The sequence below is a fragment of the Variovorax sp. AC194 genome (genome assembly GCF_979257995.1).
In genome coordinates this window covers 998394-1019346 of the sequence record NZ_OZ409823.1, presented here as the reverse complement: position 1 = coordinate 1019346, position 20953 = coordinate 998394, and the positions used below count along the sequence as shown (strand labels likewise).

At 66.7% G+C, this 20953-nt stretch carries 19 protein-coding genes and 1 pseudogene; 5 read left to right on the top strand and 15 right to left on the bottom strand.

Features of this window, described 5'->3' with window-relative positions; genetic code table 11:
* Window positions 1–11: 11 nt before the first annotated feature.
* From phnY to ACZYRS_RS04830, 3 genes and pseudogenes are all read left to right on the top strand, one after another.
* Window positions 12–1469 (top strand): phosphonoacetaldehyde dehydrogenase, encoded by a 1458-nt coding sequence (phnY, locus tag ACZYRS_RS04840; protein WP_198789811.1) that lies wholly within the window; start codon window positions 12–14, stop codon window positions 1467–1469.
* Window positions 1470–1506: 37 nt separating this feature from the next.
* Complete coding sequence (gene acs / locus ACZYRS_RS04835) at window positions 1507–3513, top strand: acetate--CoA ligase (protein WP_463418318.1); 2007 nt, start codon at window positions 1507–1509, stop codon at window positions 3511–3513.
* Window positions 3513–3734: pseudogene (locus tag ACZYRS_RS04830) on the top strand (adenylate kinase family protein); the annotation flags it as partial. The gene acs and the pseudogene ACZYRS_RS04830, both read left to right, overlap by 1 nt.
* Window positions 3735–3933: 199 nt before the next feature.
* On the opposite strand, the gene ACZYRS_RS04825 reads toward ACZYRS_RS04830, so the two are convergent.
* The 7 genes from ACZYRS_RS04825 to ACZYRS_RS04795 form a co-directional block, all read right to left on the bottom strand.
* Window positions 3934–4230 carry an acylphosphatase gene (locus ACZYRS_RS04825; RefSeq protein WP_463418317.1) on the bottom strand — a complete coding sequence of 99 codons (297 nt, stop codon included), beginning with the start codon at window positions 4228–4230 and terminating at the stop codon, window positions 3934–3936.
* Window positions 4231–4241: 11 nt separating this feature from the next.
* Window positions 4242–5411, bottom strand: a complete 1170-nt coding sequence (locus ACZYRS_RS04820; protein WP_463418316.1) for an acyl-CoA dehydrogenase family protein — start codon at window positions 5409–5411, stop codon at window positions 4242–4244.
* Window positions 5408–6646 carry a CaiB/BaiF CoA transferase family protein gene (locus ACZYRS_RS04815; protein WP_463418315.1) on the bottom strand — a complete coding sequence of 413 codons (1239 nt, stop codon included), beginning with the start codon at window positions 6644–6646 and terminating at the stop codon, window positions 5408–5410. Before ACZYRS_RS04815 ends, ACZYRS_RS04820 begins: the two co-directional genes overlap by 4 nt.
* On the bottom strand, window positions 6643–7656 hold the full coding sequence (locus ACZYRS_RS04810; protein ID WP_463418314.1) for a Bug family tripartite tricarboxylate transporter substrate binding protein: 1014 nt from the start codon (window positions 7654–7656) through the stop codon (window positions 6643–6645). The genes ACZYRS_RS04815 and ACZYRS_RS04810 overlap by 4 nt, the downstream gene beginning before the upstream one ends.
* Before the next feature lie 27 nt (window positions 7657–7683).
* Window positions 7684–8088, bottom strand: a complete 405-nt coding sequence (locus ACZYRS_RS04805) for a cupin domain-containing protein (protein ID WP_463418313.1) — start codon at window positions 8086–8088, stop codon at window positions 7684–7686.
* Window positions 8085–8834 (bottom strand): IclR family transcriptional regulator, encoded by a 750-nt coding sequence (locus tag ACZYRS_RS04800; protein WP_463418312.1) that lies wholly within the window; start codon window positions 8832–8834, stop codon window positions 8085–8087. Before ACZYRS_RS04800 ends, ACZYRS_RS04805 begins: the two co-directional genes overlap by 4 nt.
* Before the next feature lie 90 nt (window positions 8835–8924).
* A complete protein-coding gene (locus ACZYRS_RS04795; protein WP_463418311.1) occupies window positions 8925–9845 on the bottom strand; it encodes a 2-hydroxyacid dehydrogenase in 921 nt (306 codons plus the stop codon).
* A 99-nt stretch (window positions 9846–9944) separates the two neighbouring features.
* On the opposite strand from ACZYRS_RS04795, the gene ACZYRS_RS04790 reads away from it, so the two are divergent.
* Window positions 9945–10259, top strand: a complete 315-nt coding sequence (locus ACZYRS_RS04790) for an EthD family reductase (protein WP_198789048.1) — start codon at window positions 9945–9947, stop codon at window positions 10257–10259.
* A gap of 42 nt (window positions 10260–10301) precedes the next feature.
* Here ACZYRS_RS04790 and ACZYRS_RS04785 read toward each other — a convergent pair whose 3' ends face one another.
* The 7 genes from ACZYRS_RS04785 to ACZYRS_RS04755 all read right to left on the bottom strand — a co-directional run bounded on the left by ACZYRS_RS04785 (window position 10302) and on the right by ACZYRS_RS04755 (window position 19443).
* On the bottom strand, window positions 10302–11225 hold the full coding sequence (locus ACZYRS_RS04785) for a DUF4349 domain-containing protein (RefSeq protein WP_463418310.1): 924 nt from the start codon (window positions 11223–11225) through the stop codon (window positions 10302–10304).
* A gap of 102 nt (window positions 11226–11327) precedes the next feature.
* Window positions 11328–13328 (bottom strand): acetyl/propionyl/methylcrotonyl-CoA carboxylase subunit alpha, encoded by a 2001-nt coding sequence (locus ACZYRS_RS04780; protein WP_463418309.1) that lies wholly within the window; start codon window positions 13326–13328, stop codon window positions 11328–11330.
* The gene (locus ACZYRS_RS04775; RefSeq protein ID WP_463418308.1) at window positions 13321–13992 is read right to left on the bottom strand and encodes a DUF4126 domain-containing protein; all 672 of its coding nucleotides are present in this window, start codon (window positions 13990–13992) and stop codon (window positions 13321–13323) included. Before ACZYRS_RS04775 ends, ACZYRS_RS04780 begins: the two co-directional genes overlap by 8 nt.
* Window positions 13993–14008: 16 nt before the next feature.
* Window positions 14009–14803, bottom strand: a complete 795-nt coding sequence (locus ACZYRS_RS04770) for an enoyl-CoA hydratase/isomerase family protein (RefSeq protein ID WP_463418307.1) — start codon at window positions 14801–14803, stop codon at window positions 14009–14011.
* A 13-nt stretch (window positions 14804–14816) separates the two neighbouring features.
* On the bottom strand, window positions 14817–16445 hold the full coding sequence (locus tag ACZYRS_RS04765) for a carboxyl transferase domain-containing protein (protein ID WP_463418306.1): 1629 nt from the start codon (window positions 16443–16445) through the stop codon (window positions 14817–14819).
* The gene (locus ACZYRS_RS04760) at window positions 16442–18124 is read right to left on the bottom strand and encodes an AMP-binding protein (protein WP_463418305.1); all 1683 of its coding nucleotides are present in this window, start codon (window positions 18122–18124) and stop codon (window positions 16442–16444) included. Before ACZYRS_RS04760 ends, ACZYRS_RS04765 begins: the two co-directional genes overlap by 4 nt.
* A 146-nt stretch (window positions 18125–18270) precedes the next feature.
* Complete coding sequence (locus ACZYRS_RS04755; RefSeq protein ID WP_198789039.1) at window positions 18271–19443, bottom strand: isovaleryl-CoA dehydrogenase; 1173 nt, start codon at window positions 19441–19443, stop codon at window positions 18271–18273.
* A gap of 140 nt (window positions 19444–19583) precedes the next feature.
* On the opposite strand from ACZYRS_RS04755, the gene ACZYRS_RS04750 reads away from it, so the two are divergent.
* Window positions 19584–20612: an AraC family transcriptional regulator gene (locus ACZYRS_RS04750; RefSeq protein ID WP_463418304.1), complete on the top strand. Its 1029-nt coding sequence runs from the start codon at window positions 19584–19586 to the stop codon at window positions 20610–20612.
* A gap of 3 nt (window positions 20613–20615) precedes the next feature.
* On the opposite strand, the gene ACZYRS_RS04745 is transcribed toward ACZYRS_RS04750, so the two are convergent.
* Window positions 20616–20942: a thioredoxin family protein gene (locus ACZYRS_RS04745; protein WP_198789036.1), complete on the bottom strand. Its 327-nt coding sequence runs from the start codon at window positions 20940–20942 to the stop codon at window positions 20616–20618.
* Window positions 20943–20953 lie beyond the last annotated feature (11 nt).

Here is a 20953-nt window from a genome sequence, read left to right as displayed (position 1 = left end):
GGAGCACCTCCATGAGCCAAGTGAGCCAAGCCATCCTGAAGCCAGGCACCATCCACCGCGAGGCCCTGCGCATCGCCGGAGAAAAGGTCCATCGCGATCGCACGATCGACGTGACCTACCCCTACACCGGCGAAGTGATCGCCACCGTGCCCAAGGCCACGCTGGACGACGTGCGCAACGCCTTGCGCATCGCCCGCGACTACAAGCCCACGCTCACCCGCTACGAGCGCTACAAGATCCTGATGCGCGCGGGCGAGATCATCGCCTCGCGCCTGGACGAGATGTCGCGCACCATCACGCTGGAGTCGGGGCTCTCGCGCAAGGACTCGCTGTACGAAGTGGGCCGTGCGTCCGACGTGCTGCTGTTCGCCGCCAACCAGGCGCTGGTGGACGATGGCCAGGTGTTCTCGTGCGACCTCACGCACCACGGCAAGAGCCGCAAGGTCTACACGATGCGCGAGCCCTTGCTGGGTGCCATCACTGCCATCACGCCGTTCAACCATCCGCTGAACCAGGTGATCCACAAGGTGGCGCCGGCCATCGCGACCAACAACCGCATCGTTCTGAAGCCCAGCGAGAAGACGCCGCTCACCGCGTTCCTGCTGGCCGACATCCTCTACGAAGCGGGCCTGCCGCCGCAGATGCTGTCGGTGCTCACCGGCGACCCGAAGGAGATCGCCGACGAGCTGCTCACCAACGCCGACGTGGACCTGGTCACCTTCACCGGCGGCGTGCCCATCGGCAAGTACATCGCGGGCAAGGCCGTCTACAAGCGCCAGATCCTGGAGCTGGGCGGCAACGATCCGATCATCGTGATGGAAGACGCCGACGTCGAGGAGGCCGCCACGCTCGCGGCCAACGGCTCGTACAAGAACTCGGGCCAGCGCTGCACGGCAGTCAAACGCATGCTGGTGCATGAGTCGGTGGCTGACCAGTTCGTCGAACTGCTGGTCGCCAAGACCCGTGCGCTGAAATATGGCGACCCGATGGACCCTGAAACGGACATGGGCACCGTCATCGATGAGGCCGCGGCCAAGCAGTTCGAGGCCGTGGTCAACGAAGCCATCGCCGCCGGCGCCAAGCTGCGCTACGGCAACGAGCGCCGCGGCGCGCTCTATTCGCCGACGGTGCTCGACCACGTGGACCCGGAGATGACCGTGGCCAAGCACGAGACCTTCGGGCCCGTGTCGCCGGTGATCCGCTTCAAGAGCATCGACGAGGCGATCCGCATCTCCAACGGCACGGCCTACGGCCTCTCGTCGGCGGTCTGCACCAATCGCCTGGACTACATCACGCGCTTCATCCGCGAGCTGAATGTCGGCAGCGTCAACGTGCGCGAAGTGCCGGGCTACCGGCTGGAGCTCACGCCCTTCGGCGGCATCAAGGACTCGGGCCTGGGCTACAAGGAAGGCGTGCTCGAGGCGATGAAGAGCTTCACCAACACCAAGACCTATTCGCTGCCCTGGTAAGTCCAAAGCTACTACCCAGAGTTCAGGAACCAGGACTATGTCATCCATGGAATCCAAAATCCCGGAGCATCGTGCCTTCCATCCTCCGGCTTCCTTCGCAAGAAACGCCGAGGTTGCAGGCATGGATGCCTATCACGCACTGTGCAACGAAGCCGAGCGGGACTACGAAGGATTTTGGAGTCGTCGCGCGCGCGATCTGTTGCACTGGAGCAAGCCCTTCACAACGGTACTTGACGAGAGCGACGCACCGTTCTGTCGATGGTTTGATGGCGGCACCCTCAATGCTTCTTACAACTGTCTGGACCGTCATCTGAAGAACGGAAACGCGCAGAAGGTTGCCCTCATTTTCGAGGCGGACGATGGAGCTGTTACCCAGATCACCTACGGCCAATTGCACGCTCGTGTCTGCCAGCTCGCCAATGGGCTGAAAGAACTGGGTGTGAGGCTTGGTGATCGAGTCGTCATTTACATGCCGATGTCGATCGAGGGAATCGTGGCCATGCAAGCCTGTGCCCGCATCGGCGCAACGCACTCCGTGGTGTTCGGAGGGTTCTCCGCCAAGTCGCTGCAAGAGCGGGTGGTGGATGTGGGCGCGGTGGCATTGATCACCGCCGATCAACAGGTACGTGGCGGCAAAAATTTGCCGCTGAAGGCCATCGTCGACGAAGCGCTGGCGATGGGAGGCTGTGCAGCCGTCAGGGCGGTAGTGGTCTATCGTCGGACCGGGGGCCAGATCGAATGGGTCGAAGGCCGTGATCGCTGGATGAGTGAGCTCGTGGCGAACCAGCCACAAAGCTGCGATGCAGAGCCCGTCGATGCAGAGCATCCGCTCTTCGTACTCTATACATCCGGCTCCACCGGTAAGCCCAAGGGGGTTCAACACTGCACCGCGGGCTACCTGCTGTGGGCATTGATGACGATGCAGTGGACGTTTGACCTCAAGCCTGACGACCTCTTCTGGTGTACAGCCGATATCGGATGGGTCACGGGTCATACGTACATCGCATATGGTCCCTTGATCGCCGGCGCGACGCAGGTGGTTTTCGAAGGCGTGCCAAGCTACCCGGATAGCGGCCGCTTCTGGGACATGATCGCGCGTCACAAGGTCAGTATTTTCTATACGGCGCCTACCGCGATCCGTGCGTTGATCAAGGCCGCGGAAACGAACGCGGACATCCATCCGAAACAGTACGACCTTTCCAGTTTGCGGCTGCTCGGCACCGTAGGAGAACCTATCAATCCTGAAGTCTGGATGTGGTACCACCGGAACATCGGCGGCGAGCGCTGCCCGGTGATCGACACGTTCTGGCAGACCGAGACTGGAGGGCATCTGATTGCCCCGCTGCCGGGGGCCACAGATCTGGTGCCCGGTTCCTGTACCTTGCCACTACCGGGCATTCAGGCTGCCATCGTGGATGAATCGGGCGTAGAGGTTCCCAATGGACAGGGCGGGCTCTTGGTGGTCAAGCGGCCCTGGCCTTCGATGATTCGAACCATCTGGGGCGATCCCGAGCGCTTCAGGAGCGCGTATTTCCCCGCCGAACTCGGCGGCAATCTGTATCTGGCTGGCGATGGCGCCATCCGCGATGAGTTCACCGGGTACTTCACCATCACAGGACGCATCGATGACGTGCTGAACGTGTCGGGACATCGCATGGGAACGATGGAGATTGAATCCGCGCTGGTCGCGCACCCGTTGGTCGCTGAAGCCGCAGTGGTAGGACGTCCGGACGACGTCACAGGCGAGGCGATCAGCGCGTTCGTGGTTCTCAAGCGAAGCCTGCCGAGCGGCGACGAGGCATTGCAGCTCATCAGCGAACTGCGCAACTGGGTGGGCTCAGAGATTGGTCCCATCGCAAAGCCCAAGGAGGTCCGATTCGGAGAAAGTCTGCCCAAGACACGAAGCGGAAAAATCATGCGTCGTCTGCTCCGCTCGATCGCCAATGGGGAAGAGGTCAAACAGGACACCTCGACACTCGAGAACCCCGCCATTCTTGAGCAGTTTTCGGCATCAGGCGACAGCACAAGTTCTCGGGGCGTTTGATGAAGCTGGTTTTACCTGGTCCTCCAGGCGCAGGCAAAGGCACGCAAGCCAGCCTGATCTGCCAAGAGTTCGCAATTCCCCAGATATCGACAGGCGACATGCTGCGCGCGGCAATCAAGGCCGGGACAGCGTTGGGAAAGCAGGTCGAGACGGTGATGGCTGCAGGCGCGCTCGTGAACGATGATCTGATCATCGGCTTGGTCGAGCAGCGCATCGCGAAAACCAAGGTGATGGCTCAAGACTGCGGCTACCCGGTCAAGGATTGCCGTCCGAAGCGCCCAACGATGGCATATGCAGTCGCAGCGAAGTGGATCGAACGCTATGCACCTGCGCAGGCGAGCACAACATCGACAGGCAGCCATTCCGTTTTGACTTGAGCACTCATTCCAGTTCAACCCCAGAACCCGTGACACAGCAAGACTAGACGGTTTCGCGCTGCGCGAAGCCGTCGGGCGCATCGCTCGCGGGCGCGATCTGGTTCACATCGACCGCATCCACGCGCGCACCGGCCGGCCCCTGGCGCGCCCAGCGGACCAGCGCCTCGACCGCGTCGGCATCTCCCATCGCGAGCGCCTCCACGTTGCCGTCGCGCCGGTTGCGCACCCAGCCGCGCAGGCCGAGCCGCTGCGCAGCCTGCACCATCGACCAGCGATAGCCCACGCCCTGCACGAGGCCGCGGACGACGAGATGGCGGGTGACGGTGGCGTTGAGGTTCATATGGACAGCGGTCAGTACGACTTGGGCAGCCCGAGCGCCTTCTCTGCGATGAAGTTCAGGATCATCTGCGGGCTCACCGGCGCGATGCGCGGTATGTAGCTCTCGCGCAGCAGGCGCTCGACATGGTATTCCTTCGCATAGCCCATGCCACCGAGCGTAAGCACGGCGTTCTGGCAGGCGTCGTGCGCCGCCTCGGCGGCCAGGTACTTGGCCGCGTTGGCCTCGATGCCGCAGGGCTCGTTCGTGTCGTACAGCGTCGCGGCCTTGAGCATCATCAGGTCGGCCGCCTCCAGGTTGGCCCAGGCGCGCGCGAGCGGATGCGCCACGCCCTGGTTCTGGCCGATGGGCCGGCCGAACACGACGCGCTCCTGCGCGTACTGCGCGGCGATGCGCAGCGCGGCGCGGCCGATGCCGATGGCTTCGGCGGCGATCAATATGCGCTCGGGGTTGAGGCCGTGCAGGATGTATTCGAAGCCGCGGCCTTCCTCGCCGATGCGGTCTTCCTCGGGCACTTCGAGGCCGTCGATGAAGAGCATGTTGGAGTCCACCGCCGCGCGCCCGAGCTTGTGGATCTCGCGCACCTCGACCTTGCTGCGGTCCAGCGCCGTGTAGAAGAGCGTCAAGCCCTGCGTCGGCTTCTTCGCCTGCTCGATGGGCGTGGTGCGCGTGAGGATCAGCATGCGGTCGGCCACCTGCGCGGTCGAGATCCATATCTTGCGGCCGTGCAGCAGGTAACCGCCGTTCGGCTGGCGCACCGCCTGTGTCTTGAGGCTGGTGGTGTCGAGCCCTGCGTCGGGCTCGGTCACGGCGAAGCACGCCTTCTCGGTGCCCGCGATCAGCGGCGGCAAGAAGCGCTGGCGCTGCGCCTCGCTGCCGAACACCACCACCGGGTTGAGTCCGAAGATGTTCATGTGCACCGACGACGCACCCGACATGCCCGCGCCCGACGCGCTGATGGCGCGCATCATCAGCGCCGCCTCGGTGATGCCCAGGCCCGCGCCGCCCTGCGCCTCGGGCATCGCGATGCCGAGCCAGCCACTTTGGGCAACGGCGCGGTGGAACTCGTGCGGAAACGCGGCGCGCTCGTCGTGGTCGCGCCAGTATTCGATGGGGAAGTCTTCGCAGAGGCGTTCGATGGCCGCGACGAGCGAGCGCTGGTCTTCGTTCAGGGAGAAATTCATTCGCTGTCTTTCGTGGGTTCCGGCTGCAGCGTGACGCCGCGCGCGAGCATGCGTTCGATGTCGTCGTCCGCGTAGCCCGCTTCGCGCAGCAGCTCGACGCTCTGCTCGCCGATGCGCGGCGCGGGGCGGCGGATCGATGCGGGCGTGGCGCTGTAGCGCCCGACCGGTGCGAGCGTGCGGATGCGGCCTTCGCTCGGGTGATCGAACTCGGGAAAAAAATTGACCGCGCGCAGGTGCGCGTCGTCGAGCAGGCTCTCGGTACTGTGCAGGCGCGCGACCGGAATGTCGGCCGCCTCCAGCACCGCCATCCATTCATCGCTGCCGCGCGTGGCCATCACTTCGGCGACGAACGCATAGACCGCGCCGATGTTCGCGGCGCGCGCCGTGTGCGTGCCGAACATCGGCGAGGCGCGCAGCTCGGGCCGGCCGATCACGTCGAAGAAGGCCTGCCAGTGCTTGTCGTTGTAGATCAGCACGCTCAGGTGCCCGTCGGCCGTCGCATACGGCTTGCGATGCGGCGCGAGCAGCCGCGCGTAGCCGGTGGGTCCGAGCGGCGGCTCGAAGCTGTGGCCGCCGAGGTGGTCGCCCATCACGAACTGCGAGAGCGCCTCGAACATCGGCACCTCCACCGCCTGGCCCTTGCCGGTGCGCTGCGCGTTGAGCACCGCGGCAAGGAGCGCGATGGCCGCTTGCAGACCCACCGCGCGGTCGGCGAGCGTGACTGGCGCATAGCGCGGCGCGTCGCCGCTCTGCTGCGCGAAGAGCGAGGCGACGCCGGCCGCGCCCTGGATCAGGTCGTCGTACGCGGGCTTGCCGGCATACGGGCCCTCTTCGCCGTAGCCGAACGCGCCGAGATAGACGATCTTCGGGTTAACCGCCGCCACCGCCTCGTAGCCGAGCCCGAGCCGCGCCATCGCCTGCGGGCGCGTGTTGTAGATGAGCGCATCGCAGCCCGCCGCGAGCCGCAGGCACGCCTCGCGGCCTTCGGGTTGCTTCAGGTCGAGCACGATCGAGCGCTTGTTGCGGTTCAGGTGCATCGCCATCGCGCCCATGCCCGCATGACGCATCGGGCCGACGGCGCGCAGGTTGTCGCCCGAAGGCGGCTCGACCTTGACGATGTCGGCGCCCAGGTCGCCGAGCGTCTGCGTGGCGTAGGGGCCCATCACCACGGCCGTGAGGTCGAGGATGCGCAGGCCCTGCAGCGGGCCAGCGGCGGACGTGTCTTGCGAACTCATTCGGGTTGGATGCCGGCGGCCTGGATCAGCTTCTTCCACTTGGCCAACTCCGACACGGTGAATGCGCCGAGTTCTTCCGGCGTGCTGCCGAACGCATCGAAGCCCAGCTTGCTCACGCGCTCGCGAAAGACCGCGCCGTTGGCCATCTCCGACAGCGCCTTGTTGAGTTTCTGCACGATGTCGCGCGGCGTGCCGGCCGGTGCGAACACGCCGTTCCACGAAGTGATGTCGAAGCCCTTGAGCTCGGGCGTGTCGGCCAGCGGCGGCAGTTCGGGAAAGAGCTTGGTGCGCTCCTGCGTGGTGACCGCGATCGCGCGCATCTTGCCGGCCTTCACCGTGGCGAGCCCCGCGGCGAGGTCGACCACCATCATCGACACCTGCCCGCCGATCAGGTCGGCGATGGCCGGCGGCGTGCTCTTGTAGGGCACGTGCAGCATCGGCACGCCGCTCATGCGCGAGAGCGTGGCGCCGCTCACGATGCCGGTGCTGTTGCCGCTCGCATAGGTGAGCTTGCCCGGATGCGCGCGGCCCCAGGCCAGCAGCTCGGCCACGCTCTTGACCGGCAGGTCGTTGTTGACCACCAGCATGAACGGCAGGTTGCCCATGCGGCTGATGGGCGCGAAGTCCTTCACCGGGTCGTAGGGCAGGTGCTTCATGAGGCTCGGGTTGGCCGAGTGCGTGGTGTTGGTGGTCATGAAGAGCGTGTAGCCGTCGGGCGGCGCCTTGGCCACGGCCTCCGCGCCGATCACGCCGTTGGCGCCCGCCTTGTTGTCCACGATGACCGAGCCCTTGAGCGCTTCGCCGAGCATCTGCCCCGTGATGCGCGCCACCGCGTCGGTGCCGCTGCCGGCCGCGAAGGGCACGACCAGGCGGATCGGCTGCTTCGGGTAGCCGCCGTCCTGCGCGAAGGCCCACGGCGCGGCGCCGGCGATGCTCGCGGCGGCGCCGATGGAAATGAAACGGCGGCGGCTTTCCACCGCGACTGTTTCTGTCGCGTTCTTCGTCTGCATGGTTTTTTGTCTCCGGGTGGTTGTCGTTCAGGGCCGGATCACGCGCTCCGGCAGTTCCTCGTACGGCGGGCTGTAGATCACCAGCACGCGCACCGGCTCGTCGCTCACCACCGTGAAGGTGTGCATCGCGTCGGCCGGAAAAAAGCAGCTGTCGCCGGGGTGCAGCTCCTGCCGCTGGCCGCCCACCTCGGCGACCGCGCGGCCTTCGAGCATGTAGCAGACCTGCTCGATGCCCGGGTGCGCATGCGGCAGCGCGCCCTTGCCCTTCTGGATGTGGCCCACCAGCACTTCGAGCTGCTTCGCGCCCACAGTCTCGGGGCCGATCAGGCGCTTGTTCAGCGTGCCGGTGTGGTTGGCCGGGTGGTAGCCGGCGATCTCGTCTTCGCGGACGAAGTAGCGTGCAGCGGTGGTGGTGGTGGTGGTGGTGGTCATCGGGGGCTTTCTGTCTTGGGTTCGATCGCCAGGCACGCCGAGCGCAGCATCGCGGCGATCTCCTCGATGCGCGGCTCCATGCGGTAGCGCGGGCCCGCGACCGAGATCGCGTAGGCCTCGCCGCCGATGCGCAGCGGCCAGGCCAGGCCGATCAGGTCGGGAATGCTTTCGCCGAGGTTGCCGTACCAGCCTCGCGCGGCGGAGCGCTGCAGTTCGGCCTCGATGGCGTCGGTGGTGGTGAGCGTGGCGTCGGTCAGCGGCAGGAGCGGCATGCCGTCCAGCAGCTTGCGGCGCGTATCGGGCGCGAGCGTGGAAAGCAGCGCGCGGCCCAGAGAGTTGGCGTAGGCGGGCCGCGTCTCGCCCGACTCGGCCGTGTAGCGGATGCTTTGCGGCGCGCTCAGCACGTCGAGGTAGACCACCTGGGTCGCATCGCGGAACTTGCCGAACACCACGGTCTCGCGCGCGGCGTCGCGCAGTTCTTCGAGCGTGGCCTTCACCCGGTCGAGCACCGGGTCGTGCGCGGCGATGACCTGCGCCATCGCGAGCAGCCTGCCCGTCGGGTAGTAGCCCTGGCGGCGGCCGGTCTCGTACATGTAGCCCTGCTCTTCGAGCGTGCGGATGAGGCCGAGGCAACTGGACACCGGCATGTCGAGCAGCCGCGCCATCTCGGACAGCGCCAGCGGCTGCTTCTCCCGGGCGAAGAGCTCGACGATCTCGATCACGCGAAACGCTGTTTTCACAACCATGAATAAATTTTCGCGTATGTGAAAAACAAAAGCGTCAGGGTTTCCCCTTCATTCGCCTCCTTTCAGCGAGATCGCCGGTGGCGCATCGCGTCAGTAGCCCCGGACGGGATCGACGATGCCGTTGATCGGCCGGCCCTCTTCCATCGCGCGGATCTTCCCGGCGATCTGCGCGATGGACTCCTCGCGCAGCGTGCGCGCCGAACCATGGGGCGTGACGGTGATCTTTGGATGGCGCCAGAAGGCGTGGTCAGCCGGTAGCGGCTCGACCTGGAACACATCGAGCGTGGCGCCCGCGAGTTCGCCGGCGTCCAGCATGGGGATCAGGTCTTCTTCCACGAGGTGGGCACCGCGCGCGATGCTGATGAGATAGCCCTCGGGCTTCAACTTGCCCAGCGTCTTGCGATTGAGGATGCCGCGCGTGGCCTCGGTCAGCGGCAGCAGGTTGACCAGCACGCGCGTGGACGAAAGAAACTCATCGAACTGCGCCTCGCCGCTGAACACCTGCACGCCATCGATCGCCTTGGGCGAGCGGCTCCAGCCCAGCACCGGAAACTCGAACTGCGCGACGGCCTTGGCCACGCGTTCGCCCAGCACGCCCAGGCCCATGATCCCGACCGGAAAGTCGCGCCGCAGCTTCGGCTTGCGGTAGCTCCACTTGCCTTCGCGCGCATCCGCCTCGTACACGTCGAATTCGCGGAAGTGGCGGATGAGCGTGTGGCACACGTATTCGGCCATCTGCACCGACATGCCCGCATCGTCGAGCCGCACGATGCGCGTGTGCGCGGGCACCTTGAGCTTGAGCAGCGCATCGACGCCCGCGCCAATGTTGAAGATGCCGCGCAGCGCGGGCTGCTGGTCGATGAATTCCTGCGGCGGCGCCCACACCACGGCATGGTCGGCCTGCGGCGCGCCGGGCTTCCAGGCTTCGATGACGGCATCGGGGAGTTCGGCCTTGAGGCCCTCGATCCAGGGGTCTGGGCGGTTGTCGGTGAGGTAGACGGTGATTCGCATGGGGACGAATCTTAGTGAGGCCGCTGACGCGGCGGGCATGGATGGCTATGCTCGAACACCAACCACACCCATCCCGTCCCATCCCAACAGGAGACCCTCATGATCAAAGTCAGCGTGATGTACCCGTACACGGCCGATGCCCGCTTCGACCACGCCTACTACCGCGACAAGCACATGCCGCTCCTGAAGGCCCGCATGGGCGATGCCTGCCTCTCGTACACCATCGACAAGGGCCTGGCCGGCGGCGCCCCGGGGACGCCACCCACCTACGTCGGCATGTGCCACGTGTTCTGCGAATCGGCCGAGGCCTTCCAGGCCGCGTTCGGACCGCATGCCAAGGAGATCCTGGGCGACATCAAGAACTACACCGACATCGCGCCGGTGTTGCAGATGAGCGAAGTGGTGGTGGGCTGATCGTCCACCGCCCTTTTACGCCGTTTTTTTTAAGCCGCTTTTTCACGCCGCCTTCGCGCGGCGGCGGCGCCACACCAGCCGCACCAGCCACGCCAGTGGCAGCCCCACCAGCAGCAGCCACGGCAACACCGCCGCCAGGAAGGTGATGAGCACGCCCACGCTCTCGGCCAGCACCGAGCCGGCCTCGCGCAGCGCCCGCATCATCGGGTTGTAGCTGCGGCCGCCCTGCACCAGCGTGCGGCTGGGCGTGAACTGGATCTGGATGTGCTGCTTGCTCGTCTGCTGCGCCAGCACCTTGCGCTGGGTGGCGATGGCGTCCAGTTCGGCCTGCGTGTCCGAGAGCGTGCGCTGGATTGCCAGCAGGTCGGCCATGGTGCGCTTGGTGACCGTGTCGCGCAGCATCAGCCGCAGGCTGTCGCGGAACTCGGTGCGGTTCTTGATGCGCGCCTCGACGTCGATCACCTCGGCCGTCTTGTCCTCGCTCGTGGTGTTCTGCGACACCACCTTGGCCACGCCCGCGAGGCCATTGAGCAGCTTGTCGACATCGGCCGGCGCCACGCGCATCTCGAGCATGGCGTTGCCGGGCTGCTGCGGCGTCTCGCGCAGCAGCGACGAAGACAGCAGCTCGCACTGCAGCGTGCCGCACAGGTCGCGCACCTTGCCCCAGGCGTCGGCCAGTTGCTCGGGCGGCACCTCGACGTTCAGGTCCTGGCGCACCGCGAGATAGCGCTGCAGCGGCGCTTCCGCCTGGCCGGCATCGGCCGCCTGCTCGGCCTGCGGCGCGCCGCGCGAGCGCTCCTTCATCGCCATGCCACCCGCAAAGCCCGCGGGCGCCGACATGGGGGCTGGCGGCGGCGCCGCGTCGAGCGAGGCGACTTCGCTGCGCTGGCAGCCGGCCAGTGCGAGCGCGGCCGCCAGTGAAAGGATGGCGAAGCGGGGCGAAACCGAGAGCGTGCGATGCATCATGAAAATCCCTTGAAGTGATGACTACCGCAGCTGATACGGGCGAGCCCCCGCAACGGGGTTACCGAATTTCGCGGGACCTCCGCGAAGCTCTTCAGGCCGTCGTCAGGCCGCGGCGGCCATCCGCAGCAGTTCGTCGCCTTCGGCCACCTGCTCGCCGGGCGAGAACATCAGTTCCTCGACCGTGCCGTCGGCGGGTGCTGCGATGGTGTGTTCCATTTTCATGGCTTCCATCACCGCCAGCGGCTGGCCGCGGCTGACCTTGTCGCCGGCCTTCACGGCGAAGGACACGACCTTGCCCGGCATCGGCGCGGTGAGCCGGCCGCCTTCGGACTGCGTGTCGCCCGCGTGGGCGAGGCGGTCGACGGCGGTGATCTTCGTGGCGCCCTTGGCGGCGAACACGTGGGCCGTGGCGCCATCCAGGTGCACGTCGAGCGTCTGTCGCGCGCCGGCGAACTCGACCTCGAACTCGCCGGTGGGGAACTGGCCGATGACCAGCGGCCCGGCCGTGCCGCCGGCTTCGAGCCAGAGGCCGCCGTCGCGCTTGTAGGTCAGCACGGCCGTCTGCTCGGCGCCGCGGAATTCGAAATCGAAGTGGCGCCGGTACTCGCCCATTGCGCGCCAGCCGTCGCGGCGCGCAAAGGGATCGGGCATCTTCGCGGGCCACTCGGTGACCAGCGTGCGCGTGATCGCGGCGGCGGCGGCCAGCGGCAGGCCCAGCGCCTCGCGGTCGAACAGCACGGCGCGCTCGCGCTCGATGAGCGCGGTGTCCAGGTTGGCCTTGGAGAACGATTCGGTCGCGAGGATGCCGCGCAAGAACTGCACGTTGGTCGCCACGCCCACGATCTGCACCTGCGCGAGCGCCGCGTCGAGCCGCGCGAGCGCCTCCTCGCGCGTGCTGCCGTGCACGATCAGCTTGGCGATCATCGAGTCGTAGAACGGCGAGATCTCGCCGCCCTCGCGCACGCCGTCGTCGATGCGCACGCGGCTGCGCTGGAAGGCCGTCGCCTGGGGCTTGCGGTACACGCGCAGCGTGCCGGTGGCGGGCAGGAAGTTGTTGTCGGGGTTCTCGGCGCAGATGCGCGCCTCGATCGCGTGGCCGTGGATCTGCAGGTCCGATTGCTTGGCGGGCAGCATCTCGCCCGAGGCCACGCGCAACTGCCATTCGACGAGATCGAGGCCGGTGATCGCTTCGGTCACCGGGTGCTCCACCTGCAGGCGCGTGTTCATCTCCATGAAGAAGAAGTTCATCTCGCCGCCTTCGCGCTGCTCGACGATGAATTCCACCGTGCCTGCGCCCACGTAGTTCACCGCACGCGCAGCAGCCACGGCCGCATCGCCCATTTCCTTCCGCATCGCCTCGGTCATGCCCGGCGCGGGCGCTTCTTCCAGCACCTTCTGGTGGCGGCGCTGCACCGAGCAATCGCGCTCGAACAGGTAGACGCAGTTGCCGTGCGTGTCGCCGAACACCTGGATTTCGATGTGGCGCGGGCGCTGCACGTACTTCTCGATCAGCACCGCGTCATCACCGAAGCTGTTGATGGCTTCGCGCTTGCACGAGGCGAGCGCGGCCTCGAAGTCCGCGGCCTTGTCCACCGCGCGCATGCCCTTGCCGCCGCCGCCCGCGCTCGCCTTGATGAGCACCGGGTAGCCGATGCGGTCGGCCTCGCGCTGCAGCAGCGCCGGGTCCTGGTCGTGGCCGTGGTAGCCGGGCACCAGCGGCACGCCGGCTTTTTCCATCAGCTGCTTCGATTCGGCCTTCAGGCCCATCGCCTTGATCGCCGAGGGCGGCGGGCCGATGAAGACCAGGCCCGCGTCGGCGCAGGCCTGCGCGAACTCCTCGTTCTCGCTCAGGAAGCCGTAGCCCGGATGCACCGCCTCGGCGCCCGTGGCCTTGGCAGCTTCGAGGATTCGCTCCCAGCGCAGGTAGCTTTCCTTGGGTGCGCTGCCGCCGATGTGCACCGACTCGTCGCAGGCGCGCACATGGTTGGCATGCGCGTCGGCATCGGAATAAACGGCCACGGTGCGGATGGCCATGCGGCGCGCTGTGGCCGCAACGCGGCAAGCGATCTCGCCACGGTTGGCAATGAGGATCTTCTTAAACATTCGGAGTGTCTCCCGGAGGATTCTTTTTCAGTTGAAACGCAGGCACGACGCCCGGATCGGGCCGGCCGCTGAAGATGCGGGCCACGCGGCTGAACAGCGCGCGCAGGAAACGCCAGCTCTTGCGGATGAGCCACACGCTGAGCACCAGCACGAGGGCGAACAGCACGAGAAAGACGAGCGGATGCGCGACCGCGAGCCACAGCCCGGCCGGCACCATCGTGTCTTCGACCAGCGAGGCGCCCACGTTGGAAAACGGTTCGGGCGAGGTGTTGATGGCCGCGCGCGTCGTGGCCTTGGCCGCGTGCGCGGTGGCCGCGAAGCTGCCGCCTAGCAGTGCGGCGACGATGGCCATCACGCCATGGTCCGCGCCGAACACGCTGGCCGCGAGCGCGGCGCCGGCGGGAATGCGGATCGCGGTGTGCACCACGTCCCAGAGCGAATCGAGGCCCGGGATCTTGTCGGCGAAGAACTCGATGAACACCATGAAGCCGCTGGCCGCGATGACCACCGGATGCGCCAGCAGCTGCAGGCCGCTGGGCAACGGCACCCAGCCGAAGTAGCCGACGATGCCCGTGAGCAGCACCACGAGGTACAGACGCACGCCGCTGGCCCAGCCGATGGCGGCGGCCAGTGCGAGCAGTTGGGGCATGTCGAGCGCGTTCATGAAGCGTGCCTGCTTGTCAGCCGGCGAGCCAAGACGGCTTGCGCTTCTGCAGGAAGGCTTGCACGCCTTCGCGGCCTTCGTCGCTCGCGCGGATGTCGGCAATGCCTTCGACCGTCCTGGCGATGAGCGCGTCGTCGATCTCGCGGCCGTCCACGTCGGCGATCAGTTGCTTGCAGGCGCGCACGGCGGCCGGGCTCGCGCCGGTCAGCGCCTTCAGGAGCTCATCGACCTTGGCATCGAGCGCATCGGCGGCCACCACTTCATGCACGAAGCCGATGCGGTGCGCCTCGGCGGCGGTGAAGCGCTCGGCCGTGAGGAAGTAGCGCTGCGAGGCGCGCGTGCCCATCGCGCGCAGCACGTAGGGGCTGATGGTCGCGGGCACGAGGCCGATCTTGACTTCGCTCAGGCAATACCAGGCGGTGTCCACGCTCACGGCCATGTCGCAGGCCGCGACCAGTCCCATGCCGCCCGCATACACATCGCCCTGCACGCGCGCGATGGTGGGCTTAGGGCATTCGGCGATGGTGCGCAGCATCGCGGCGAGCTTGCCCGCGTCGGCGATGTTCTCGTCGCGCGTGTAGTCGGCCATGCGGCGCATCCAGTTGAGGTTCGCGCCTGCACAGAAGGCCGGGCCATTCGCGCCGAGCACGATGGCTTTCACCTGCGGCGCGGTGCCGGCTTCGGTGAAGGCCTGCGTCAACTCGGCGATGACGATGTCGTCGAACGCGTTGCGCGCGTCGGGCTGGTCGAGCCAGATGCGCGCGATGGCGCCGTCGATGGAGAGATTCAGTTTGGTGAAGGTGCTGCTCATGCGGTGCCCCCTCTCACATGCGGAAGATGCCGAACTTCGGCTCGGGAATCGGCGCGTTGCGCGACGCGGCCAGGCCCAGCGCGAGCACGCGGCGCGTGTCGGCCGGATCGATGATGCCGTCGTCCCAGAGGCGTGCGGTCGCGTAGTAGGGGTGGCCCTGGTCCTCGTACTGTTGGCGGATCGGCGCCTTGAAGGCCTCTTCCTCGTCCTTGCTCCAGCTGCCGCCCCTCAGTTCGATGCCGTCGCGCTTCACGGTCGCCAGCACGCTCGCGGCCTGCTCGCCGCCCATCACGCTGATGCGTGCGTTGGGCCACATCCAGAGGAAGCGCGGGCTGTACGCGCGGCCGCACATGCCGTAGTTGCCGGCGCCGAAGCTGCCGCCGATGATGATCGTGAACTTGGGCACGTTGGCCGTGGCCACGGCCGTCACCATCTTGGCGCCGTGGCGCGCGATGCCTTCGTTCTCGTACTTGCGGCCCACCATGAAGCCGGTGATGTTCTGCAGGAACACCAGCGGGATCTTGCGGTGGCAGCACAGCTCGATGAAGTGCGCGCCCTTCTGCGCCGACTCGCTGAACAGGATGCCGTTGTTGGCGATGATGCCCACGGGCATGCCCTCGATCTCCGCGAAGCCGCAGACCAGCGTGGCGCCGAAGCGCGCCTTGAACTCGTGGAACTCGCTGCCGTCCACGATGCGCGCGATGATCTCGCGCACGTCGAAAGGCTTGCGCGTGTCGGTGGGGATCACGCCGTAGAGCTCTTCGCGCGGGAACGCCGGTGCGTTCACCGCCGGATGAGCGGCCGGCTGCTCTGCCGATGCCTTGGCATTGAGATTCGCCACCGCCGAACGCGCGAGCGCCAGCGCATGCAGGTCGTTCTGCGCGAGGTGGTCGACCACGCCCGACAGGCGCGTGTGCACGTCGCCACCGCCGAGGTCTTCGGCCGTCACGACCTCGCCGGTGGCCGCTTTGACGAGCGGCGGCCCGCCCAGGAAAATCGTGCCCTGGTTCTTCACGATGATCGATTCATCGCTCATCGCCGGCACATACGCGCCGCCCGCCGTGCACGAGCCCATGACCACCGCGATCTGCGAGATGCCCTGGGCGCTCATGTTGGCCTGGTTGTAGAAGATGCGGCCGAAGTGGTCGCGGTCGGGAAACACCTCGTCCTGGTTCGGCAGGTTCGCGCCGCCCGAGTCGACCAGGTAGATGCAGGGCAGGCGGTTCTGCTCGGCGACCTCTTGCGCGCGCAGGTGCTTCTTCACCGTCATCGGGTAGTAGGTGCCGCCCTTCACCGTCGCGTCGTTGCAGACGATCATGCAATCGACGCCATTCACGCGGCCGATGCCGGTGATGATGCCGGCGCCGGGTGCCGATTCGGCCCCCTTGGCATCGAGGTACATCGCATGCGCGGCCAGCGGCGCGAGCTCCAGGAACGGCGTGCCGGGGTCCAGCAGTTCGGCCACGCGATCACGCGGCAGCAACTTGCCACGCGCCGTGTGCTTGGCCCGCGCAGCCTCGCCGCCGCCCTGCTCCACTTTCGCGAACTGCGCGTGCAGGTCATCGACCAGCGCGCGCATCGCCGCGGCATTGGCTTGAAAGTCGGCCGACCGTGCATTCAGTTTGGTTTCGAGTTTGCTCATGCTGTTTTTTCTTGGCTGAGACCGAGCTGCTCGGTCATGGCATCGCGGATCTTGAATTTCTGGATCTTGCCGGTCACCGTCATCGGGAACTCGGTGACGAACTGGATGTATTTCGGCACCTTGTAGTGCGCGATCTGGCCCTTGCAGAAGTCGCGGATCTCGGTGTCGGTCGCGCTCTGGCCGGGCTTGACGATGATCCAGGCGCACAGCTCCTCGCCGTACTTCTTGTCGGGCAGGCCCACCACCTGCACGTCCTGCACCTTCGGGTGGCGGTAGAGAAACTCCTCGATCTCGCGCGGGTAGATGTTCTCGCCGCCGCGGATCACCAGGTCCTTGATGCGGCCGACGATGTTGACGTAGCCCTCGGCATCCATCGTGGCGAGGTCGCCGGTGTGCATCCAGTGCTCGGCGTCGATGGCCTCGCGCGTCTTCGGCTCGTCTTCCCAGTAGCCGTGCATCACCGAGTAGCCGCGCGTGCAGAGCTCGCCCGACTTGCCCACGGGCATGACGGCGCCCGTCTCGGGGTCGATGATCTTCACTTCGAGGTGCGGCTGCACCGTGCCGACGGTGGACACGCGCTTGTCCAGCGGCGTGTCGGTGCTGCTCTGGCAGCTCACCGGGCTGGTCTCGGTCATGCCGTAGGCGATGGTGATTTCGCCAAGGTGCATCTCGTTCACCACGCGCTTCATCACCTCGATGGGGCACGGCGAGCCAGCCATGATGCCGGTGCGCAGCGTCGAGAGATCGAACTCCTTGAAGCGCGGATGGTCCAGCTCGGCGATGAACATCGTGGGCACGCCATGCAGGCCGGTGCACTTCTCGGCCTGCACGGTCTCCAGCACGGTGAGCGGATCGAAGCCGTCGTTCGGGTACACGATGGCCGAGCCGTGCGTGAGGCACGCGAGGTTGCCCAGCACCATGCCGAAGCAGTGGTACAGCGGCACCGGGATGCAGAGCTTGTCGATGGGCGAGAGCTTCATGCACTCGCCGATGAAGAAGCCGTTGTTCAGGATGTTGCGGTGCGTGAGCGTCGCGCCCTTGGGAAAGCCCGTGGTGCCGCTGGTGAACTGAATGTTGATCGGCTCGGTGGCCTTCAGCGTCTTCTGGACCTGCGCCACGCGCGGATCGGCGGCGTCGCCGCTCGCGAGCAGCTGGCTGAAGCGCTGCATGCCGGGCTCTTGCACATCGGCGGCGGCCTTGCCGTCGATCCAGAAGGTGTGCCGCAGCTGCGGCAGGCGCTGGGGGCCCAGCTCGCGCAGCATGCCCAGGTAGTCGCTGGTCTTGAACTGCGCCATCGTCACCAGCACCTTGCAGCCGACCTTGTTGAGCGCGTATTCGAGTTCCGAGGTGCGGTAGGCCGGGTTGATGTTCACGAGGATCAGGCCGACCTTGGCGGTGGCGATCTGCATCAGCACCCAGGGCGCGTTGTTGTGCGACCAGATGCCGACGCGGTCACCGGGCACGAGGCCGAGATTCAGCAGCGCGCTCGCGAGCTTGTTCGATTCGGTCTGCAGCTCGCGGTAGGTGAAGCGCTTGCCTTCGTGGCGGCTGATGAGCGCTTCGCGGTCGGGTTGCGCCCGGACCATGTCGTCGAAGAAATCGCCGATGGTCTGCTCGATCAGCGGGACGTCGGTGGTGCCCTTGCCGTAGCTCTCGGTCAACGCAGCAGTCATGCTCATGTTCCTTGTCTCCGTTTTGTCTTGCTCCTTCCCCCCTGGGGGAAGGTTGGGATGGGGGCAAGCGGCGCATGTTCATCGCAGTGCTTCATCGAACGCCGCTTGCCCCCACCCCTGCCCTCCCCCAGAGGGGGAGGGAGAAAAACAGCTTATGCGGTTTCCGCGAAGAGCTCGCGACCGATCAGCATCCGACGGATCTCGCTCGTGCCCGCGCCGATCTCGTACAGCTTGGCATCGCGCCACAACCGCTCGACTGGAAAGTCCTTCGTGTACCCCACGCCGCCCAGCGCCTGGATCGCCTCGCCGGCCATCCACGTCGCCTTCTCGGCCGAATACAGGATCGCGCCGGCCGCGTCCTTGCGGAAGGTGCGCGCATGGTCGTTGCGGTCGCAGGCCTTGCCCACGGCATACACGTAGGCGCGCGTGGCCTGCCACGTCGAATACATGTCCGCGAGCTTGCCCTGCATCAGCTGGAACTCGCCGATGCTCTGGCCGAATTGCTTGCGCTCGTGGACGAAGGGCAGCACCGCGTCCATGCACGCGGCCATGATGCCCAGCGGTCCGCCCGAGAGCACGGCGCGCTCGTAATCGAGGCCGCTCATCAGCACCTTCGCGCCGAGGCCTTCGCCGCCGAGCACGTTCTCTTCGGGCACTTCGCAGTTGTCGAAGAACAGCGGGTAGGTGTTGGAGCCGCGCATGCCCAGCTTGTCGAGCTTGGTGCCGGCCGAAAAACCTTTGAAATTCTTTTCCACGATGAAGGCCGTCATGCCGCGCGCGCCCATCTCAGGCTCGGTCTTGGCGTAGATGACCAGCGTGTCGGCGTCGCCGCCGTTGGTGATCCACATCTTGCCGCCGTTGAGCACGTAGCAGCCGTTCTTCTTCTCGGCCTTGAGCTTCATGCTCACCACGTCGGAGCCGGCGTTGGGCTCGCTCATGGCCAGCGCGCCGACGTGCTCGCCGCTCACCAGCTTGGGCAGGTACTTCTTCTTCTGCGCATCGCTGCCGTTGCGATGGATCTGGTTCACGCACAGGTTGGAGTGCGCGCCGTACGACAGGCCCACCGAGGCCGAGGCGCGCGAGACTTCTTCCATGGCCACGATGTGCGCCAGGTAGCCCAGCTCGGTGCCGCCGAACTCTTCCTTGACCGTCATGCCGTGCAGGCCGAGTTCGCCCAGCTTCTGCCAGAGGTCGTGCGGGAACAGGTTGTCGCGGTCGATGTCGGCGGCGCGGGGCGCGATTTCGTTGGCGGCGAAGTCCTGGATGGCGCTGCGCAGCGAGTCGATGTCCTCGCCCAGGTCGAAGTTCAGGCCGGGATCGTGCATGTGTGTTGTCTCCTCTGAGGGGTCGGCGCGCAGGGCTGCCCACGCGGAATGGCGCTTGGAACCATTGCAGCTTACGCCTCGTCGCGCCGCAATTGGCGCCACAATGGTTGCAAATTGCGCCACGTCTTTCCCTTTCGACCATGACCTCGCCCGCCTTCCTGAAGCCCGCCCGCGCCGTCACCCCCATGGCCTTCGTGAGAGCCATCGCCAAGGGCTACGAGCGCTATGGCATGGACCCCGCCGAGGCCCTGAAGGCGGCACAGATCACGCCGCGCGAACTGGCCCGGCCGGGCGCGCGGGTGACGGCGGCGCAGTTCGAGGCGCTCTCGGAACACGCCATGCAGGAGCTGGACGACGAGGCCCTGGGCTGGTTCTCGCGGCGCCTGCCCTGGGGCAGCTACGGCATGCTGTGCCGCGCCTCGCTGACCTCGCCCGACCTGGGCGTGGCCATCAAGCGCTGGTGCCGCCACCACCGCCTGCTGACCGAGGACATCGGCCTCGCGCTCGAAGTGGCGGGCGGCGTGGCCACGCTGCGCATCGCCGAGAACCGCCCGCTGGACGAGGCCTTCCGCGAGTTCTGCCTGGTCACGAGCCTGCGCTTCATGCACGGCTACATGTGCTGGGCGATCGACTCGCGCATCTCGCTGCGCAGCGCCACCTTTCCGTTCGCGGCGCCGCCGCACCGCGACGCCTATGCGCCGATGTTCACGCCCGAGGTGCGCTTCGATGCGCCGCAGGCCACGCTCAGCTTCGACGAGCGCTACCTCGCGCTGCCGCTGCAGCGCGACGAGCGCGCGTTGCGCACCATGCTCAAGCGTGCGCTGCCGCTCACCATCCTGCAGTACCGCCGCGACCGCCTGCTGGGCCAGCGCGTGCGCGAACTGCTGCGCTCGCGCGCCGCCGAGGCCACCACCGCCGAGGCGCTGGCCGGTCTCCTGAACGTGTCGGGCCGCACGCTGCACCGGCAACTGCACGAGGAAGGCACCTCGCTGCAGACCCTGAAGAACGAGGTGCGCCACGAGCTCGCGGTGGAGCAGTTGCGCCGCACCAACCGGCCGATCAAGCAGGTGGCGCTGGCGGTGGGCTTTCGCAACGAGAAGAGCTTCTCGCGCGCGTTCCTGCAATGGACCGGGCATGCGCCGCGGGACTTCCGGGCGCAGGGGCTGTAGAGGTTAGGCCGGCTGGGCGATCTTGGCGAGCGCGTCGGCGATGGACTGGCTGTCTTCCGGCCGCACGAGCTTGGCGACCTCCTTGCCGTCGCGCATGAACACCAATGTGGGCCAGAGCCGCACGTTGAACGAGCGGCCGAGCGGGCGGCCGCTGCCGTCCTCGACCTTGATGCGCGGGATGTCCGGGTACTGCGCGAAGGCCTCGGCGATGTTGGGTTGCGCGGCTTTGCAGATGCCGCACCAGTTGGTGCCGAACTCGACCACGGCGGGGCCGGTGCGTGCGTCGATCTCGGCGCGGTCGGGCTGTTCTGTCTTGTATTCGGAGGTCATGGGCGGAGGTT

Coding starts and splice junctions, on each gene's coding strand:
- ACZYRS_RS04770 (WP_463418307.1), bottom strand. CDS start 14,803: ATGAGCAGCACCTTCACCAAACTGAATCTCTCCATCGACGGCGCCATC.
- ACZYRS_RS04755 (WP_198789039.1), bottom strand. CDS start 19,443: ATGCACGATCCCGGCCTGAACTTCGACCTGGGCGAGGACATCGACTCG.
- ACZYRS_RS04785 (WP_463418310.1), bottom strand. CDS start 11,225: ATGATGCATCGCACGCTCTCGGTTTCGCCCCGCTTCGCCATCCTTTCA.
- ACZYRS_RS04765 (WP_463418306.1), bottom strand. CDS start 16,445: ATGAGCAAACTCGAAACCAAACTGAATGCACGGTCGGCCGACTTTCAA.
- ACZYRS_RS04815 (WP_463418315.1), bottom strand. CDS start 6,646: ATGAGTTCGCAAGACACGTCCGCCGCTGGCCCGCTGCAGGGCCTGCGC.
- ACZYRS_RS04760 (WP_463418305.1), bottom strand. CDS start 18,124: ATGAGCATGACTGCTGCGTTGACCGAGAGCTACGGCAAGGGCACCACC.
- phnY (WP_198789811.1), top strand. CDS start 12: ATGAGCCAAGTGAGCCAAGCCATCCTGAAGCCAGGCACCATCCACCGC.
- ACZYRS_RS04780 (WP_463418309.1), bottom strand. CDS start 13,328: ATGTTTAAGAAGATCCTCATTGCCAACCGTGGCGAGATCGCTTGCCGC.
- ACZYRS_RS04790 (WP_198789048.1), top strand. CDS start 9,945: ATGATCAAAGTCAGCGTGATGTACCCGTACACGGCCGATGCCCGCTTC.
- ACZYRS_RS04745 (WP_198789036.1), bottom strand. CDS start 20,942: ATGACCTCCGAATACAAGACAGAACAGCCCGACCGCGCCGAGATCGAC.
- ACZYRS_RS04805 (WP_463418313.1), bottom strand. CDS start 8,088: ATGACCACCACCACCACCACCACCACCGCTGCACGCTACTTCGTCCGC.
- ACZYRS_RS04810 (WP_463418314.1), bottom strand. CDS start 7,656: ATGCAGACGAAGAACGCGACAGAAACAGTCGCGGTGGAAAGCCGCCGC.
- ACZYRS_RS04800 (WP_463418312.1), bottom strand. CDS start 8,834: ATGGTTGTGAAAACAGCGTTTCGCGTGATCGAGATCGTCGAGCTCTTC.
- ACZYRS_RS04820 (WP_463418316.1), bottom strand. CDS start 5,411: ATGAATTTCTCCCTGAACGAAGACCAGCGCTCGCTCGTCGCGGCCATC.
- ACZYRS_RS04750 (WP_463418304.1), top strand. CDS start 19,584: ATGACCTCGCCCGCCTTCCTGAAGCCCGCCCGCGCCGTCACCCCCATG.
- ACZYRS_RS04825 (WP_463418317.1), bottom strand. CDS start 4,230: ATGAACCTCAACGCCACCGTCACCCGCCATCTCGTCGTCCGCGGCCTC.
- ACZYRS_RS04775 (WP_463418308.1), bottom strand. CDS start 13,992: ATGAACGCGCTCGACATGCCCCAACTGCTCGCACTGGCCGCCGCCATC.
- acs (WP_463418318.1), top strand. CDS start 1,507: ATGTCATCCATGGAATCCAAAATCCCGGAGCATCGTGCCTTCCATCCT.
- ACZYRS_RS04795 (WP_463418311.1), bottom strand. CDS start 9,845: ATGCGAATCACCGTCTACCTCACCGACAACCGCCCAGACCCCTGGATC.